The sequence below is a fragment of the Yinghuangia seranimata genome (genome assembly GCF_029953285.1).
Lineage (GTDB): Bacteria > Actinomycetota > Actinomycetes > Streptomycetales > Streptomycetaceae > Yinghuangia > Yinghuangia seranimata.
The window spans coordinates 254,322-271,399 of the sequence record NZ_JASAOI010000029.1 but is presented as its reverse complement, the minus strand read 5'-3'; the positions used below and the strand labels follow the sequence as shown (position 1 = coordinate 271,399).

Genomic DNA, 17,078 nt, shown 5'->3' with positions numbered 1-17,078 from the left:
AGGACACGCTGTCCGAGAAGATCCTGTACGCGGAGCTGCGCCCGGGCTCGATCGTGGTGGTCGGCACCGAGGGCGACGGGGAGAACGAGAAGTTCACCTTCGTCGGCGAGGAGAAGGCCGCACTGCCTGACCTCCCCCCGATCGACCTGACCAAGGGCTGAGCGCCCTACAGCCCACGGGCGGCCCGGACTCCCTTGTCCGGGCCGCCCGTTCGCGTCCGCGGCCGGGTTCCGCAAGCCGGGCGTTAGCGGGGCTTTGGGCGGCGGCCGGACGATCGACGCGTGACGGACGACGACCGGGGGCACCGCGGAAGGCGGGATTCCGGCTTGAGCGAAGGGAATCCCGCACATGGGGGCGAGCGGCGGACCTGACCTGTGGCTGCGGAGGTTCCACCCCGCGGCCGACAACGCCCCGAAGCTGCTGTGCTTTCCACGCGCCGGCGGGTCGGCCGTCGCCTACTTCCCGCTGTCCCGGCTGCTGGCCCCGGACGTGGACGTCGCCGCCGTGCAGTACCCCGGGCGGCAGGACCGCCGCGCCGAACCGCCCGCCCCCACCGTCGGCGAACTCGCCGACGCGCTGGCCGAGATCGTCGCCGACGCCTACGCGGACGCCGCCGAACGCGGCATGCCCGTCGCCTTCTTCGGCCACAGCATGGGCGCGATCGTCGCGTTCGAGGTCGCGCTGCGGCTCGCCCGCGGCACCGGATCGCCGGTGCCCTCCATGCTGTTCGCGTCAGGACGCCGCGCGCCGTCCCGGCACCGCGACGAGACCGTGCACCTGCGCGACGACCGCGGCGTGCTCGACGAACTGCGGGCGCTCAGCGGCACCGGCGCGGCCGTGTTCCAGGACGAGGAACTCGTCCGAATGGTCATGCCGGCGATCCGCGCCGACTACCGCGCCATCGAGACGTACCGCGCTGAACCGGGCGCCGTGCTCACCCGGCCCGTCGTGGCCCTGGTCGGCGACGCCGACCCGCGCGTCACCTCCGACGAGGCCGAGGCCTGGCGGACGCACACCACCGCGCCGTTCGAGATGCACACGTTCCCCGGCGGCCACTTCTACCTCGACGGGCGGCTCGCCGAAGTGGCCGCCGTGCTCCGTCGAATACTGGCCTAGTGTCCGGAAATTAACTCGGTATTGCCATGGTCTTGCCAATCGATGTGATTTGTTTCAGGTGCGTTCCGATAAGGGTTGACGGCCGCCCCCGTAGGGGTCGATAGGGGGTCGGTAGGGGTTATTCGGAGATCCGTTGGCGCATAGCCTGGCGATAGGGGGGACGGATGGAAGGATATTCCTGATGCGATACGAAATCCTGGGGCCTCTACGGGTAGTCGACGAACGAGGCGCCGCCACCCTGAGCGCACGGAAGATTGAAACCGTACTCGCCGTGCTGCTGATCCGCGCGGACGAAGTCGTGACGATGGATCAGATCATGGCCGAGGTATGGGGATTCGACACACCCCAGCGCGCCAAGGCCGGACTGCACGTGTACGTGTCCCAGCTCCGCAAGTTCCTGGGCCGCCCGGACCGGACGGACAGCCCGATCGCGACCACGCCCTCGGGGTACGCCCTCCACCTCGGGAGCGACCGGTTCGACCTGCGCGACTTCGAACGCCTTGTCGCGCAGGGGCGGTCCTTCCTGCGCTCGTCGCGGTACGAGGAGGCGGCCTCGGCCCTGGAGGCCGCACTCCGGCTGTTCCGCGGCCAGGTGCTGGGCAATGTGAGCAACGGGCCGATCGTGGAGGGTTTTCTCACCTGGCTCGAGGAGGCCGCCTGGAGTGCACGGAACTCCTGGTCGAGGCCAACCTGGTGCTCGGCCGGCACCGCGCGATGATCGGCCGGCTGCACTCGCTCACCATCGAACACCCGCTGCGCGAGCCGTTCTACCGACAGCTCATGCTCGCGCTCTACCGCGCCGAGCGGCAGGCGGACGCGCTACGTGTGTACGAGACGGCCCGTGAACGGCTACGCGGCGAACTCGGTGTGGAGCCCTGCCGGGCGCTGCGCGAACTGCACCGCGACATCCTGCGCGCCGACCACCGTTTGGACCTGCCGGCCGCACTGCGACGCACCCTCGCCGAGGGCGGCGCGCCACGCGACCTCTATGCCCGGCAGGCCTCTTGAGCATCCCCGGCCGGCCCGCCGCGGCCCGGCCCGGCCCGACAAGAAGGACGGTTGTTGTCATGAGAATCGATGTGGAACGGGAACTGTGTGTGGGCGCCGGACAGTGTGTGCTTTCCGCGCCGAAAGCTTTTGCGCAGGATGGCGAGAACGGGTTGGTCGTGGTCCTCGAAGGCATCGCCGAGGAAGACGACGACGCCCTTGAGGAAGCCGTCCTGATATGCCCCGCGCAAGCGTTGCGCATTGAGGACGACTGATTTCGGACGCTCCGGAATCCGGCTGAGCCGGAGCCGGCGTACAGCGGAACGCGCGGGATGCCGACCGGTATCCCGCGCGTTTCCGCGTGTGCGCCCCGCGGCGCCGGGTCAGGACTACCGGCCACCCACCAGCTGGGCACGGAGGAATCGCGCCAGACTGCTCGGCGTCGGGTGGTCGTACACCGCCGCGAGCGGCAGTTCGATTCCGGCCGTCGTCAACCGCGTGCTCAACTCCAGCGCGGTGAACGACGACAGGCCGAGGTCGAGGAAGCTCGTGTCCGGATCGAGCGCCTGCGCCGACGTGTAGCCCAGCACGGCCGCGGCGTGCCCGCACAGCAGCCGCTGCACGATCTCCACCTGCTCCTCGTCCGACGCCTCCGCGAGCCGGTCGAGCAGCGACGCGTCGGGGCCCGGCGCGGTGTCCAGGACCTTGCGGACCTCGGGGACGCCGGCCCACAGCCGCAGCAGCTCCGCGGTGCCCTGGCCGACAAGCCGTTCGGCGTCCACGTCGGCGACCAGCGGGGCCCCGCGCCCCGGCGCGGCGCCGTCGGCCAGCGCGTCGGCGACCGCGTCCGCGACGGAACGCGGCGGGAGGGCGCGCAGCCCGAGAGAGCGCAGCGCGTCCTGGAAACCGTGCGGCGCGTCGTCGGCCGAGGCCCACGGACCGACGGTGAGCACGGCCGCGGGGCGGCCTTCGGCCAGCCGCGCGTGGGCGGCGGGCCCGAGTCGGCGGCGGCGTCGGCCGCGCCGCCCCCCGATGCGCCGCCGCACGCGGTGGCTGAGAGAGCGGTGGCGAGGACGGCGGCGGCGAGCGTGAGTGCTCTGCGCCTGCGGGACGTGCGTATGCCGGACATGGCGGAGTTCTCCTAGCGGGGTACGCGCGGACCACGCACGACCCGGGTCCGTCCGCGGGCGCGGCCCCGAGCCCGCGCCCGTCGGCGGGCGTGGGGAAGGGGCCGTGCCGGGCGGGGCCGGGACGGCGGGGCGGAACGGGGCTACGGCCGACGCCGTGAGGGCACGACGGCGCGCTGCGTGAGGGTGTGGGGGAGTGGTCGGAAGCGGCGCGGCTCAGCGGGTGAGCCTCAACGGCGTGACTCGGCCGCGCGGCGGCCCGCACGAGCGGACACGTCGGCGCGCGGCGGCCGCCCGGCCGCTATCCGACTACGGAAGTGTGCGGCGACACAGCGAACTGGCCGACCGGCGAAGGTCGATCGGCAGGCACCTGATCAGGAGACAGACCGGCGGCTCGGCGCACCGCATCCCGCTTCCCCTTCCCCCGAGACCCGCCGGAGCGGGCCGCGACTGCCGCGCGCCCACCGCGCGGCCGTGTCCTCACCCGGGGCACCCCGCCGCGGAGGAGGGTTGCCGACCGGCCAGCCGGGGCTTCGCGCCGGTACTCGTGACACTCAGTTGTTGCAGCTGTGTTGCCGCGGTCCGAGCCCGGTCGGGCATCGAACTGCCTTGGCCTGCAACGGCCATGACCGGGAAGCTGGCCCAGGCCCGGTGGGCTTGTCCATCGAAGCTGACGCCTCGTAACATCCCGGGCATGCACTTGCACCGCCACCTGGTCGCCCGCAGGCACATCGATTTGCGCCGCGCGACCAGTGCCGCGTGTTGACGCGTCGTCACCCGACGGCGGCCCGACCGGTCCGCCGCCCCGACGCCGACACGAGGTAGCCACGTGACCATCCCCGTCCGCCCCGACCTGTCCGTCCTCGGCAACCCGGCCTGGGCGTCGCTCACCGGCCCGCACGCGGCGTTCGCCGAACGCAAGGGCCGCGTGCTGCGGTACCCCGCGGACGTCTCCCCGTTCTTCGCGCTCCCGGACGACGCCGGCCCGGCCGACTGGGCCGACCTGGTCGCCCTCGTCGGCCCCGGCGAACCCGTCCCGATCGCGGCCTTCGGCGTCGAACCGCCCGCCGAGTGGGAGGTGCTCTTCACCGGCGAAGGCGTCCAGATGACCGGCGACGAGGTCCCCGACGGGTCCGGACTCCTCGTCGCACAGGGCGGGACGGGTGAGTTCCCGGCCGCTCCCGGCGAGCACTGGGCCGTCCTCGGCGCCGCCGACGTACCCGACGTGCTGGCCCTCGTCGAGCGCACCAAGCCGGGCCCGTTCCTGCCCCGCACGATCGAACTGGGCACGTACGTCGGCGTGCGCGTCGACGGACGCCTCGTCGCGATGGCCGGCGAACGCCTCCACCCGCCCGGCTGGACCGAGATCAGCGCTGTGTGCACGGACACCGACCAGCGCGGCCGCGGCCTGGCCACCCGGCTCGTACTCGCGGCGGTCGCCCGGATCCGCTCCCGCGGCGAACAGCCCTTCCTGCACGCGGCGGCCGACAACACCAACGCCATCCGGCTCTACGCGGCCCTCGGCTTCCGCCTCAACCGCCGCACCACCTTCACCGTCGTCCGAACCCCCGGGAACTAGCCCTCGCGCACGGCCTCTTCGGCGTCGTAGGAACGCCGGGCGGCGCTGATGTACTCGCGGTGGGCCTCCGACCACCGGATCAGGGCGCCGACTTCGCGGGACAGTGTGTGCCCGACCTCGGTCAGCTCGTAGTCGACGCGCGGCGGCGTGCTCGGCGTGACGGTGCGGACGACCAGGCCGTCGCGCTCCAGGCTGCGCAGGGTCAGGGTCAGCATCCGCTGGGAGATCCCGTCGACGGCGCGGCGCAGTTCGGAGTAGCGGCGCGGGCCGTCGCCGAGGACCGCCATGAGCAGGACGCTCCACTTGTCGCCCACCCGGTCGAGCACCTCGCGCAGTTCGCAGGTCGGCGGCGCCTCGCCGGGCAGGGCGGGAACACCGGTGTGCGCTGGGCGGGTCAATGTGCCGTCTTTCGTCATCCCCCGAGCGTCGCGCAGGATCGTGTCGGGCACAAGAAGTGACCGACGCACAAAATGTGCGCTGCGTCGACCTGCCCGGACACGACGAGGAGAGCATTGTGGCCATCGACCTGAGCACGCTGCCGCCGCGCAAGGGAACCCGCCCGACGACCACGGGCAAGGAGATCCCGCACGACCAACTGGAGCAGTTCTCGCCGCCGGAGATCCGCGCCGCGCTCGTCGCGTACGCCGAGACGCTGCCCGGGGTGGCCACCGGCCCGAGCCTGGTGTCCGAGCCCGGCTCGTTCGCGCTGCGACTGGGCCGCGCCGAGCGGCCGTTCGACGCGTTCCTGCACCCGGAGGTCGACGAGTTCGGGCACATCCACCGCTCCGGCTTCCTGCACCTGACCGTCCCCCGCGAGTACGTGCGGGTCCTCGACGAGCTGGGCTGGACCGAGCCGCATCCGATCACCCGTCGCGCGGAGTTCCCGGACACGATCGTCATGCTGTACGCGCCGCGCGACGCCGAGGAACTGGCCGTTGCCACGGCGGTGTTGCGGGCCTCGTACGAGCAGGCCGTCGGCGACATGCCGGTCCGCATGCGCGCGGTGACCGTCGACGCGTTCGGCGAGACGCCGACCGCGACCGCGGTGGACGTGCCGGTGCCCGGGCCCGGCGAGCTGCTCGTGCGGGTCGCCGCGTCGTCGCTGAACGGCTTCGACCAGGCGGTCGTGCACGGGGTGTTCCGGGACATGATGGAGCACACGTTCCCCGTCACCCTGGGCAAGGACTTCGCGGGAACCGTCGTCGCTGTCGGCGACGGTGTGGAACGACCGCTCGGCGCTCGGGTGTTCGGCGTCGTCATGAAGCCCGCGGTCCACGACGGGGCGTTCGCCGACTTCGTGGTGGTCAGCGACGGCTACGGTGTCGCGGCTATCCCCGACGGCGTGGACTTCGCCGACGCCGGCGCGCTGGGACTGGCAGGTGCGGCCGCGGTGGGCGTCGTCGAGGCCGTGGCACCGGCGGCGGGGGACACGGTCCTCGTCGTGGGCGCGACCGGGGGAGTGGGGGCGTACGCCGTACAGCTCGCCGCGACGGCCGGGGCGACCGTCGTCGCGACCGCCGCACCCGGCGCCCAGGCAGACTTCGTGCGCGCGCTCGGGGCGGCACATGTCGTGGACGCGTCCGGCGACCTCGCCGCCCAGGTCCGCGCCATCGCCCCGGCGGGCGTGTCCGCGGCGATCCACCTGGCCGGGGACCCGCAGGCCCTGGTCGACCTCGTGGCACCCGGCGGACGCCTCGCCTCCACGCTCGGCGTCGGCCCCGAGGCCGCGGACGGCCGCGACGTGACCGTGGTCCCCGTGATGGCCGACCCGAGCGCGGCGACCCTGGACCGGCTCGCGGCCGCCGTGGCCTCCGGGGCGCTGCGCGTGCCCGTCCAGTCGGTCCACCACCTCGAGGACGTCGCCGCCGCCATGGCCGGGTTCGCGGCCGGGACCCTCGGCAAGGTGGGTGTCTCCGTGAGCTGACCGCAGGTGCGCGTGCGCCGGCTGGCTCAGCGCGGGTCGTTGAGCCAGCCGCCCGGGATCAGGTCCCGGATCTCGTCCAACGCCGCCTCGGTGCGGCCCCGCACGGCGAGGCCGGTGCGCGCCTCGTCGCAGATCAGGAGGTCGGGGGAGGCGAACCAGCGGATGCCGGGGGCTCGGTCGCCGGTGGGGTAGTCCGGAATCGGCAGGCGCGTCCAGCGGGCCTCGAGCTGCGTCAGGCCTTCGTCGTCCACGTCGCAGAGGAAGTCCCAGTTGTCGTCTTCGAAGTGGACCGTCTCCGACATGACCAGCTCGACGACGGCCAGGGACAGCGGTGCGAGCCACGGCTCCCAGGACTCCGCGCTCCTGTCTGCGAGGTTGGGGCGTATGGACGCGGCCGGGTCCGCGTCGCGGAGGTCGGCGGCGCGGATGCCCCAGCGCACGGCCGCCTGGTTCTCCGTCCTGAAAACCAGGGCGCCGTCGTCGTTCAGGTCCAGCTCGTCGAGGGGCACCAGCGGGTCCTGGTTGGCCGTCAGGTCCTTGCGCCGGCCGAGCAACCGGTACGCCTCGCGCAGCGCCCCCGGCAGCGGGATCCCTATCCGGCTCTCGGCGGCCACCAGTTCGGCCTCCCCGTAGCCGTCGCCCGGCAGCAGCTTGGTGGCCCACGAGGCAGCGAAGCGCTCCAGGAATCCGCCGATGCGGGACGGCTCGTCGATCACGGCGGCGAGTTCGCGGTGGAGGTCGAGGGGCCGGCTCATGGCCCGAACCTACCGGCAGCGGCCGTCGCGGTGTTCGCCGAGACCCGGGGGCCGAAGCCGTTCATACCGGTTTAACAGCAGGCGTGTTGACTTGCCGTAGACGGGGCGCGCGACCGGCGGCCGACGGGGCCGACGGTGCCCCGCGCGTTCGGAAACGGGAGTAGCGCATGGCACGTGCGGTGCGGTTCCACGAGACGGGCGGACCCGAGGTCCTGCGCTTGGAGGAGGTCGCGGTCGCGGAGCCCGGGCCCGGCGAGGCCCTGGTGCGGCACGCGGCCGTCGGGCTGAACTTCGTCGACGTGTACTTCCGGAGCGGGCTGTACCCCGCGCCCCTGCCCAGCGGCCTCGGTGTGGAGGGCGCGGGCGTCGTCGAGGCGACAGGCGAGGGCGTCACCGAGGTCTCGGTCGGCGACCGGGTCGTCTACGTCGGCGGGGCGTTGGGGGCGTACAGCACCGAACGCGTCGTGCCCGCCGCGGCGTTGATCCGCCTGCCGGACGGCGTCGACTTCGACACGGCGGCGGCCGGCACGCTGCGGGGCCTCACCGCGGCGTACCTGCTGCGCCGCATCCACCCGCTGAAGGCGGGCGACACGGTGCTGCTGCACGCGGCGGCGGGCGGTGTCGGGCTGATCTTCAGCCAGTGGGCGAAGCTGCTCGGCATCGACGTCATCGGCACGGTGTCGACGGAGGAGAAGGCCGAACTGGCGCTGGCCCACGGGTGCCGCGACGTGATCCTGTACCGGCGCGAGGACGTCGCCGCGCGCGTGCGCGAACTGACCGACGGCGTCGGCGTCCCGGTCGTCTACGACAGCATCGGGAAGGACACGTTCGAGAGTTCGCTGGCGTCGTTGAAGCGGCGCGGGCTGCTCGTCGTGTTCGGCACGGCGTCCGGCGCGCCGTCCGTGGACGTCTCGCAACTCGCCCGTGCCGGATCGGTGTTCCTGACCCGCCCGGGCCTGGAGGACTACCTCGCGGACCCGGCCGACCGCGAGGAACTGGTCGGGGAGTTCTTCGGCCACGTGGAGACCGGCCGCATCAAGGTCGTCGTGAACCAGCGGTACGGCCTCGGCGAGGCCGCCCGCGCGCACAGCGAGCTGGAGTCGGCGCGGACCACGGGGTCCTCGGTCTTCCTCCTCTGACGAGGCGCGCCGCCACCTACCCCCGCCGCGCCGCCGCGACCGACCACGTCCACGCGGCCGCGGCGAGGGCGAGCGCGATGGCCAACGGGACGAGCAGCGCATGCCGCGAGCGTACGGCCACCCAGCGTGGGCGGTCGCCTGGCGAACCGGTCCGACCACGCAGCGGTGAGCGCCGGCAACGAGATGTGATCGCCGGCGGGCGTCCTGGTGCCCCGGCCGCCCGGCCATCGGGGCCTTTCGGTCGCGCCGCGCCGCCCGCCGGCAGCCCGAATTGCGCTGAATGACTGCCGGAGGAGACTGAAAGGTGGCGGCCACGACGTCCCCGATCACGTCAAAGGGGTGTTCTGCCATGGGCGGCATCAACGGAAACGGCCTCACCGACCTGCGCGAGAGGCTGCGGGGCACTGTTCTGGGTCCGCAGGATCCCGGATACGACGAGTCGCGCGGCATCTACAACGCCATGATCGACCGGCGCCCCGCGGCCATCGCGCAGTGCGTGGACGCCGCGGACGTGCGGGCCACGCTCGCCTTCGCCCAGGAAACGGGCGTGGAGCTCGCGGTGCGCGGCGGCGGCCACAGCGGTCCCGGTCTGTGCCTGGTCGACGACGGACTGACGCTCGACCTGTCGCCCATGCGCTGGGCACGGGTGGACCCGGCGACGAGCACCGTGCAGGTCGGCGGCGGCAGCCAGCTGGGGGACGTGGACCACGCCACCCACGGATTCGGCCTCGCCATGCCCGCGGGGATCATGTCGACCACGGGCGTGGGCGGTCTCACCCTGGGCGGCGGGCACGGCCACCTGACCCGCAAGTACGGCCTCACGATCGACAACCTGCTGGCGGCGGACGTCGTCCTCGCCGACGGGACGTTCGTCACCGCGACCGAGAAGGACCACCCGGACCTGTTCTGGGCACTGCGCGGCGGCGGCGGGAACTTCGGCGTGGTCACCTCGTTCACGTTCCGCCTCCACCCGGTGGACACGGTCGGCGTCGCGGTGACCCTGTGGCCCGTCGAACGCACCTCGGAAGTGCTGCGGTGGTACCGGGAGTTCCTGCCGGCCGCGGCGGACGACCTCAACGGCTTCTTCGCCCTCCTGGTCGTGCCTCCAGGGCCGCCGTTCCCCGAGCCGATCCACGGGCGGAAGATGTGCGGCGTGGTGTGGTGCTACACGGGCGACATGGACGCCGCGCCGCTCGAGGACGTGCTGTCCGCGGTGAACGAACCGGGCCCGCCCGCCTTCCACTTCACCACTCCGATGCCGTACCCGGCCCTGCAGTCGCTGTTCGACGAGCTGATCCCCAAGGGGCTCCAGTGGTACTGGCGCGGGGACTTCTTCGACGGCATCCCCGACGCCGCCGTCGAGGTGCACCAGCGGTACGGGGAGGCCCTGCCCACCGATCTGTCGACGATGCACCTGTACCCGGTCGACGCGGCGGCCCACCGGGTCGGTGTCGACGACACCGCCTGGGCCTACCGCGACGCGGTCTGGTCCGGCGTGATCGCCGGAATCGACCCCGACCCCGCCAACGCGGACGTGGTCCGGCAGTGGTGCGTCGACTACTGGACCGACCTCCACGGGCATTCCATGGGCGGCTCGTACATCAACTTCCTGGGCGAACAGGAAGGCCCGGAGCGCGTAGGAGCCACGTACCGGGGCCATTACGACAAGCTGGCCGCCGTCAAGCACACGTACGACCCCGACAACTTCTTCCGCGCCAACCAGAACATCCCGCCTTCGGCCGGGTGACGCGGGCGGCGGCGTGCCAGGACCGGTACGCCGCCGTCATGCCCGTCATGCCCGTCATGCCCGTCATGCCCGTCAGCGTGCGGCGGCGATGTCCGCCGGCTCCCAGGCGAACCCGTCCGGGTCGTCGAACGAGCCGGCGTCGCCACCCAGGACGATCCGGTGCGACCCGGTGCCGTCGACGGGGACGCCGACGTCCTTGGCGAGCGCCCGGCGGCCGTACAGGGCGAGCGAGACGGTGCCCTCGGCCGCGGCGAACTCGACGTACTTGCGGCCGAAGCTCTTCGCCACGGTGAGGCCCTGCTCGACATAGAACTTCCGGGTGGCGGCCACGTCGGTCGCGCCGAGCAGGAGCACGAACTTGTCCACCTGGCCCGTCGCGGGGCCGGTGTCCTTCTTCTCCGAGGACGCGAACTTCCAGATCGTCCCGTCCGGCGTCCGGACGACGCCGCTGTAGCCCCAGAAGGACTTCGCGGCGGGCTTGAGCGCGGTGGCCCCGGCGGCGACCGCGGCGTCGACGAGGGCGCGGACGTCGGCCGGCTGGGCCACCACGAGCGACAGCACGACGCTGCGGAAGCCCTCCGAGGGCTCGTCCGAGGCGGCCCGCAGGCGCACATGGGCGCCGAGGCCGGACTCCGCATAGAAGCGTTCGGCGGCCGTCAGGTCGGTGACTTCGAGGGTGAGGACTGCGAGTGAGGAGGTCATGACAACGACGCTATTTCCGGTGGCCCGGTGACGGCTTCTCGATTCCTGACCGATGGACGCGGCCGGGCCGAAAGGCACGACAAACCGTCACTTTCACCCCGTACGGGCGCGGCTCAGCGCGAGGCAAACAGTTCTTCCGGGGAGGTCAAGATCCCCGGGGCCGGTGGAGACCGCGGCGTTGCAGGCGGAATGCGTTGTTACGGTCGTCGAGATCATCAGCAACGCGCACGGGGGTGTGCCTTGGGCACCGACGGCTTTTCCCTTCATCCGAACGATCTCCGCGTCGCCGCGGGGGTGTTCGCGACCGAGGGCGCCGCACTCCAGCACGCGGTCACCGCATGGCAGGAGGCGGTCGCCAAGGCCGGCGAGTGCTGGGGCGGCGACGAGTCCGGGAAGAAGTTCGCGGCCGACTACGTGCCAGCGCACGACTCGATGGCCAAGGCGCTGTCGGTCCTCGCGCAGGGCGTGCCGAGCGTCGACCCCGCGCTGCGCTACGTCGCGGACAACACGGTCGACCAGGACCAGACCAACGCGTCCAAGCTCGGCTGAGCGGGGGCGCGCGCGCATGGGTGTGTTCGGGGCCATCGGCCATGCCGTCGGGGACGCGGTCGACACCGTCGAGGACGTCGCCGAAGACGTCGCGGACGTCGCGATATCGGTGGGCAACGCCGCCTACAAGGTGACGAAGGAGTTCGCCGAGGCCGTCGAGAAGATGGCCGACTACGTGCTGCACTTCGCCGACGAGGCGGTCGAGAAGGTCGTCGAGCTCCTCGGCCTGCCGTGGCCGGAGGCGGACGAGGACAAGCTGCGCGAGCTGGCCCACGCGTACACGGCGATGGCCGAGGCGCTGGACGGGGTGCGGGCCGCGACCGGCAAGCAGGCCGCGACGGTGACCTCGAACAACCGCGGCCCGGCGATCGACAACTTCGCGACGTTCTGGAGCCAGTACGACGGCGGCAAGGGCGGCTGGCTGGGCGAGACCGGCCAGGGCTGCCGCGACATGGCGAAGTACCTCAACGACTACGCCAAGCTCGTCGACGACGCCAAGGACAAGATGCGCACCGAGATCCTCGCGGTCGCCGCGACGATCCTGGCGGGCGTCGGCCTGTCCGTGGCGACGGCGGGTGCGGCCAGCGGTGCCGCCGCGGCCGCCACGGCGACCGTGATCGAGGCGTGCGGCGCCGCCGCGGGCAGCCTCGCGGCGGGTCTGATCACCGCCGCGGTCACCGCCGGCGTGTTCGCCGTGCAGGGCGCGCTCGTGGCGATCGTCGTCGACGTCGCGGTCACCCAACCGATCCGGATCGCGGGCGGCGCCCAGGACGGGCTCAGTTTGGCCCACGTCATCGACGCCGCCGAGATGGGCGCGGCCGGCGGCGCGGTGGGCGGCGCGTTCGCCTCCGGCGCCGGACAGCTGCCCGGCCTGGCCCTGAAGCTGGAGGGCCTCTCCCCGGCGCTGGCCGCGGCCGCGCGCAACGCGCCCGAAGTGCTCAACTCCCTCCCGGGCCGGATGATCTCGGGCGCGGGCGGCGCGGCTCTGACCGACGCGGTCACCGGCAAGCCCATCTCCCTCGCGGACCTCGCCTTCGGCGCGGCCGGCGGGACGATCGGCGGCAAAGGCGGCGCCCCCGAAGCCGGGGACCGCGCCATCAACATCAAGGCCAACAACAAGGAGTTCCCCGCCGGCACCTCGTGGGGCGACCTGTCGCCGAAGTCCAAGGCGCTGTACCGCAACCTGCTGGACGGCCGCGACGCGATGCAACCCGGCCTGCACACCCCGGTGGCGCGCGGCGAGGTCAACGTCAGCCACCTCGCCGAACTGCAGAGCTACGCCCCGCACGAGTTCGCGATCGTCCAGAACCAGGCCGGCGACATGCGCATCCTGACCGGCCACGACACGTACACGAACCTGCCGCCCGAGCTGAAGGCCGACGGATACAAGTTCATCCTGCACACCCACCCCGAGGACACCGTGCCGGGCGCCCAGTCGCCCTACGGTGGGCCGCACAGCATGCGGCAGGACCTGCGGTCCAAGGCCAAGGAGGCGTCGGACCACGTCGAGGCGGTCATCAACCGCAACGGCCAGTACACGTACTTCGACAAGAACGGATTCGTCGATCTGCCGCCCGGCAGTGACTACCATCCGCTGGGCCCCATCGACGCCAACGGGCACATCGTGCCCGTGCCGGGGATCGCGGTACCGCGGGTGCCCCGCCCGCAGTAGCGGCGAGGGCGTCCGTGACGATGACGCGAGCACCAGAACGACAGCACGAGCGAACGGAAGAACCGGGACCGATGGACGAGAACGGCGAGCCCTGCGTCATCTGCGGGCACCACACCCTCTGGGTGCCCGGTGCGACCGAGGTGATCCCGCCCTACTGGCGCTTCCTCGACACCTGGAGCACGCCCGCGCGCATCCTGGACGGGTCCTTGCACTTCGCCTGCCTGCGCACCGCGCCCTTCGCCGAGGCGTTCCGCGACGAACTGGTCACTCTGCTTACCGCCGGGCCGCACAGCGTCGAGGTGCGGCTCGCCGGCTTCGACGCGCCGGTGGCCGTCGAACGCAACGTGCCCGGCTACGACCCCGAGCCGGTCTTCTCCGGCACCGCCTGCCGCATCTTCGGCTCGCCGAACGGGACCCGCTTCCTGGTCGTCGAGGAGGACGGGCCGTGGCACCCGCTGCGCTTGGACCAGGCGCGCCTCCTCGCCGCGGGGGAGCCCGTCCACGGCGAGGTGTTCGACACGTACATCGAACTCGAGCGCCCGCTTACCACGGCCGCCGAGGACCTGTCGTTCCCCGAACTCGTCGACGCGCTGGACCTGGCCGCGTACTACCCGGACGCCGACGCCGTGCAGCTCACCGTCTTCGGCTACGACACCGAGCGCCAGGTGCTGAACTACGGCACCAAGGCTCCGCTCCCGATCCCGGCCGAGGCGGTCGAGGCCGTCAAGGACCTGCTCGCCCCGTGATCGAGCACCTGCGCGGACCGGCGACCGCGGCGGACGCGGTGGTCGACGGGCTCGTCCGCGGGCCCCGCCGCGCACCCGGCGGGGACGTCGACCCGGCCACCGGCGAACTCGCGCTCTCCTGGCGCGACCTCGACCTGGCCGGGGCCCTGCCGCTCCGGCTGACGCGCCGCTACGGATCGGCGTACCGGCACGGGCGCTGGTTCGGCCCCGGCTGGGCGTCCTGGCTCGACGAACACCTCGAACTGGCCGCCCGGCAGGTGACGCTGTGCACCGCGGACGGGCGCGTGGTCCGCTATCCCGCGCCCGAGCCCGGCGCACGCGTGTTCCCCGAACACGGGCCGCACTGGGCGCTCGCCTGGGACGGCGCACCGGGCGGCGCGTGCGCCGTCGCCGACCCGCGGCGCGGCGTCATCCGCTACTTCGGCGCGCCCGCCGGGGTGCGGCCGACAGCGGGCGCCGACGGGCTGGTGCTGCCGCTCCTCGCGGTCGCCGACCGGCACGGCAACCAGATCGACGTCGTGTACGACGCGGGCGGCGCCCCGGCCGAGATCTGGCACAGCGGCGGCTACCGGGTCGCCGTCGCCACGGACGGCGGCCGGGTCGTCGGGCTGACCCTGCTCGGGGCCGACCCCGACACGCTGATGCCCGACGACGTCAAGGCCCTGGGACTCTCCCGCTTCGCCTACGACGACGGCGGGCGGCTCGTGGCCGAGACCGCGCCGGACGGGAGCGCCCGCCGGTTCCGGTACGACGACCGCGGCCTGCTCCTCTCGTGGACCGACCGGGTCGGGGCGGTCCGGACCTACGACTACGACGACGAACGCCGCTGCGTGCACGCGACGGGGGAGTACGCGGCGGAGGAACGCCGCTACGCGTACGACGACGCGGCGTGCGTCACGACGGTCTCCGACGCGCAGGGCCGCGCCTGGGCGTTCGCTGTGGACGAGCACCGCAGCGTCGTCGCCGTGACGTCCCCGCTCGGCGCCGGGACCCGCCGCTCGTGGGACGACCGGGGCCGGTTGACGGGGACCACCGACCCGCTGGGCCGCACCACGCGGTTCGGCTACGAGGCCGGGGACACCGCGGTGGAGCTCATCCGGGCCGACGGGTCCAAGGCCGTCATGGACCTTGACGGCTCCGGAGAGCCTCTTCGCGTCGTGGCACCGGACGGCGGATTGTGGGAGTACGAGCGCGACGAGCGCGGGATGCCCGTCGTGATGACCGATCCGGCCGACGGGCAGACCCGGTTCGGGTACGACGCGCACGGCCGGCTCGTGTCGTGGCAGGCCCCGGACGGGAGAACCCGCACCGCCGAGTACGACCGGGCGGGGCTGGTCACCGCGTACCGCGACGGGCACGGCGCGTCGACCCGCGTGGAGCGCGACGCGTTCGGGCGGACCGTGCGCATCACCTACGCGAACGGTGAGGCACGCACGGCTCGTTGGAGCGTGGACGGGCTGCTGCTCGCGGACGCGGGTGAGGAGTGGACGTACGACGCGGAGGGACGGCTGACCGGCCACCGCGATGCGGCAGGGGGCGAAACGGCTTTCGAGGCGGGCCCGTTCGGGCGGCCGGCCGCGCACACCGCGCCCGACGGCGTGCGGCGGGTGTTCGGGTACGACGCCGACCTTCGGCTGACCTCGGTCGCCGCGTCCGACGGCGGCACCCGGTCGCTCCGCTACGACGCGGCGGGCAGACTCGCCGCGGCGCGGGCCGAGGACGGCACGGAGACGGCGTACGAGTACGACGCGCTCGACCGGGTGGCCGCGGTCGTGCGCGACGGCTCGCGCGACGTGCGGCACCACGACGCGCTCGGCCGCGTGGTGTCGCGGGTGACGCCGTCCGGTGCCGCGCTGACCTGGACGTACGACGCGTTCGGCCGCCCGGAGGAACTGCGGTGCGGGCCACACACCGTGGAGTACGCCTACGGCGCCGACGGCCGCGAAACCGAACGCCGACTCGGCGAGGTCACCGTCGTCCACGAACGGGACCCGGCCGGACGGATCGTGACGCAGACCGTGCGGCACGGCACACCTGTGGACGCGGTCACGGCGGCGCTCAATCCGTCGCTGGGGCCGCGCGAGGTGTGGCGCCGGACGTACGCACATGACGGCGGGCGGTGGTCGGTCACGGACGAGACGCCGGTGGCGGTCGTCGAGTCCGAGCCGGGAACGGACGGAGAGCGCTTCCGCGTCGTGGTCCGCGACCCGTCGGGAGGCCCGGTGGCGGTCGTTGCTCCTGACGGGACGGTGACCGGGCCGGGGGAGTTCGACGACTGCCTCGACCTGCCCGAACAGCCTTATGGCGAGCGGCGTTTGGTGGCCCACCCGCACACCTCTCTGGACCGCTACGTGCCCCCGGGGCCGGGCGCCGCGGACCTACCTTAGGCCTGCCCCGCCGTCCACCCCGGGTCGCGGCCGAGGGCGCGGAGCAGGCGGTCCATCGCGGTTCCGGCCGGGGCGGGGGACAGCCCGGGGGCGAACGCCGCGCCCGGGGCGAGGCGGGCGTTGTCGTCCGGGACCGCGAGTGCGATGGGCAGCGCGGCGTCGGCCAGCGCGTCGGAGACGCTGAGCGGCCGGCCGAGGGTGCGGGCGACGTCCCAGGCGTGGACCACGTAGTCGAGGAAGTGGAACCCGATCGCGAGCGGGGCCGGGAACTTCTGCGCGCGCGTGAACTCCGGGAGCGCGAACTCCTGTTCCTCGTCCCTGACTTCGGCGAAGGCGGCGATCACGTCGACGGACGCCTCGGCGTACTCGGCCGCGAAGTCCCGGCCGAGCGGCGTGACGTGCCAATGCGTCAGATCCCCGCCGTCGCCGCGCGCCGCCGCGGCGAACCCGCGGTGCTGGGCGGTCATGTGCGCGAGGAGGTCGGCGAACGTCCAGCCCGCGCACGGGGTCGGGCGGACGAGGTCGGCGGAGGCGGCGAGTTCGACGACGGAGACGCTGAGGCGGACGGCCTCGGCGTGCCGGTCCTTGAGGGTGGTGAAGTCTGATCCAGAAGTACTCATGCGCTTACGATAAGCATGTGCATATCAA

At 73.0% G+C, this 17,078-nt stretch carries 15 protein-coding genes, 1 pseudogene and 1 riboswitch; of the genes and pseudogenes, 11 read left to right on the top strand and 5 right to left on the bottom strand.

Features of this window, described 5'->3' with window-relative positions:
* The first annotated feature begins 348 nt into the window (after positions 1-348).
* The 3 genes and pseudogenes from QI554_RS20445 to QI554_RS20435 all read left to right on the top strand — a co-directional run bounded on the left by QI554_RS20445 (position 349) and on the right by QI554_RS20435 (position 2,378).
* A complete protein-coding gene (locus QI554_RS20445; RefSeq protein ID WP_281471586.1) occupies positions 349-1,116 on the top strand; it encodes a thioesterase II family protein in 768 nt (255 codons plus the stop codon).
* A 181-nt stretch (positions 1,117-1,297) separates the two neighbouring features.
* Positions 1,298-2,124, top strand: a pseudogene (locus tag QI554_RS43585) (AfsR/SARP family transcriptional regulator).
* 59 nt (positions 2,125-2,183) lie between these two features.
* A complete protein-coding gene (locus QI554_RS20435; RefSeq protein ID WP_281471585.1) occupies positions 2,184-2,378 on the top strand; it encodes a ferredoxin in 195 nt (64 codons plus the stop codon).
* A gap of 114 nt (positions 2,379-2,492) precedes the next feature.
* Here the strand turns inward: QI554_RS20435 and QI554_RS20430 are convergent, their stop codons facing one another.
* Positions 2,493-3,149, bottom strand: a complete 657-nt coding sequence (locus tag QI554_RS20430; protein WP_281471584.1) for an acyl carrier protein — start codon at positions 3,147-3,149, stop codon at positions 2,493-2,495.
* Positions 3,150-3,671: 522 nt separating this feature from the next.
* A riboswitch (SAM riboswitch) is annotated at positions 3,672-3,783 on the bottom strand.
* A 276-nt stretch (positions 3,784-4,059) separates the two neighbouring features.
* Here QI554_RS20430 and QI554_RS20425 point away from each other — a divergent pair.
* Positions 4,060-4,809: a GNAT family N-acetyltransferase gene (locus tag QI554_RS20425; protein WP_281471583.1), complete on the top strand. Its 750-nt coding sequence runs from the start codon at positions 4,060-4,062 to the stop codon at positions 4,807-4,809.
* Here the strand turns inward: QI554_RS20425 and QI554_RS20420 are convergent.
* Positions 4,806-5,225: a winged helix-turn-helix transcriptional regulator gene (locus QI554_RS20420; RefSeq protein WP_281471582.1), complete on the bottom strand. Its 420-nt coding sequence runs from the start codon at positions 5,223-5,225 to the stop codon at positions 4,806-4,808. The two genes, QI554_RS20425 and QI554_RS20420, sit on opposite strands and share 4 nt — an antisense overlap.
* Before the next feature lie 38 nt (positions 5,226-5,263).
* On the opposite strand from QI554_RS20420, the gene QI554_RS20415 reads away from it, so the two are divergent.
* Positions 5,264-6,733 carry a luciferase domain-containing protein gene (locus QI554_RS20415; protein WP_281471581.1) on the top strand — a complete coding sequence of 490 codons (1,470 nt, stop codon included), beginning with the start codon at positions 5,264-5,266 and terminating at the stop codon, positions 6,731-6,733.
* Positions 6,734-6,759: 26 nt separating this feature from the next.
* Here QI554_RS20415 and QI554_RS20410 read toward each other — a convergent pair whose 3' ends face one another.
* Entirely contained in the window at positions 6,760-7,488 is a 729-nt protein-coding gene (locus QI554_RS20410; RefSeq protein ID WP_281471580.1) for an SMI1/KNR4 family protein, read from the bottom strand.
* Between the two features lie 167 nt (positions 7,489-7,655).
* Here QI554_RS20410 and QI554_RS20405 point away from each other — a divergent pair, with 167 nt between their 5' ends.
* Together QI554_RS20405 and QI554_RS20400 are read left to right on the top strand one after the other, a co-directional pair.
* Positions 7,656-8,627, top strand: a complete 972-nt coding sequence (locus QI554_RS20405) for a quinone oxidoreductase family protein (RefSeq protein ID WP_281471579.1) — start codon at positions 7,656-7,658, stop codon at positions 8,625-8,627.
* 349 nt (positions 8,628-8,976) lie between these two features.
* On the top strand, positions 8,977-10,374 hold the full coding sequence (locus QI554_RS20400) for an FAD-binding oxidoreductase (protein WP_281471578.1): 1,398 nt from the start codon (positions 8,977-8,979) through the stop codon (positions 10,372-10,374).
* A 72-nt stretch (positions 10,375-10,446) separates the two neighbouring features.
* Here QI554_RS20400 and QI554_RS20395 read toward each other — a convergent pair whose 3' ends face one another.
* Positions 10,447-11,076, bottom strand: a complete 630-nt coding sequence (locus tag QI554_RS20395) for a VOC family protein (protein ID WP_281471577.1) — start codon at positions 11,074-11,076, stop codon at positions 10,447-10,449.
* A 240-nt stretch (positions 11,077-11,316) separates the two neighbouring features.
* On the opposite strand from QI554_RS20395, the gene QI554_RS20390 reads away from it, so the two are divergent.
* The 4 genes from QI554_RS20390 to QI554_RS20375 all read left to right on the top strand — a co-directional run bounded on the left by QI554_RS20390 (position 11,317) and on the right by QI554_RS20375 (position 16,430).
* The gene (locus QI554_RS20390; RefSeq protein ID WP_281471576.1) at positions 11,317-11,625 is read left to right on the top strand and encodes a hypothetical protein; all 309 of its coding nucleotides are present in this window, start codon (positions 11,317-11,319) and stop codon (positions 11,623-11,625) included.
* 16 nt (positions 11,626-11,641) lie between these two features.
* Positions 11,642-13,297 carry a WXG100-like domain-containing protein gene (locus QI554_RS20385; RefSeq protein WP_281471575.1) on the top strand — a complete coding sequence of 552 codons (1,656 nt, stop codon included), beginning with the start codon at positions 11,642-11,644 and terminating at the stop codon, positions 13,295-13,297.
* Positions 13,298-13,368: 71 nt separating this feature from the next.
* Positions 13,369-14,043 carry a hypothetical protein gene (locus QI554_RS20380; RefSeq protein WP_281471574.1) on the top strand — a complete coding sequence of 225 codons (675 nt, stop codon included), beginning with the start codon at positions 13,369-13,371 and terminating at the stop codon, positions 14,041-14,043.
* Positions 14,040-16,430 carry a DUF6531 domain-containing protein gene (locus QI554_RS20375; protein WP_281471573.1) on the top strand — a complete coding sequence of 797 codons (2,391 nt, stop codon included), beginning with the start codon at positions 14,040-14,042 and terminating at the stop codon, positions 16,428-16,430. Before QI554_RS20380 ends, QI554_RS20375 begins: the two co-directional genes overlap by 4 nt.
* Here QI554_RS20375 and QI554_RS20370 read toward each other — a convergent pair.
* The gene (locus tag QI554_RS20370; RefSeq protein WP_281471572.1) at positions 16,427-17,050 is read right to left on the bottom strand and encodes a TIGR03086 family metal-binding protein; all 624 of its coding nucleotides are present in this window, start codon (positions 17,048-17,050) and stop codon (positions 16,427-16,429) included. The two genes, QI554_RS20375 and QI554_RS20370, sit on opposite strands and share 4 nt — an antisense overlap.
* Positions 17,051-17,078 lie beyond the last annotated feature (28 nt).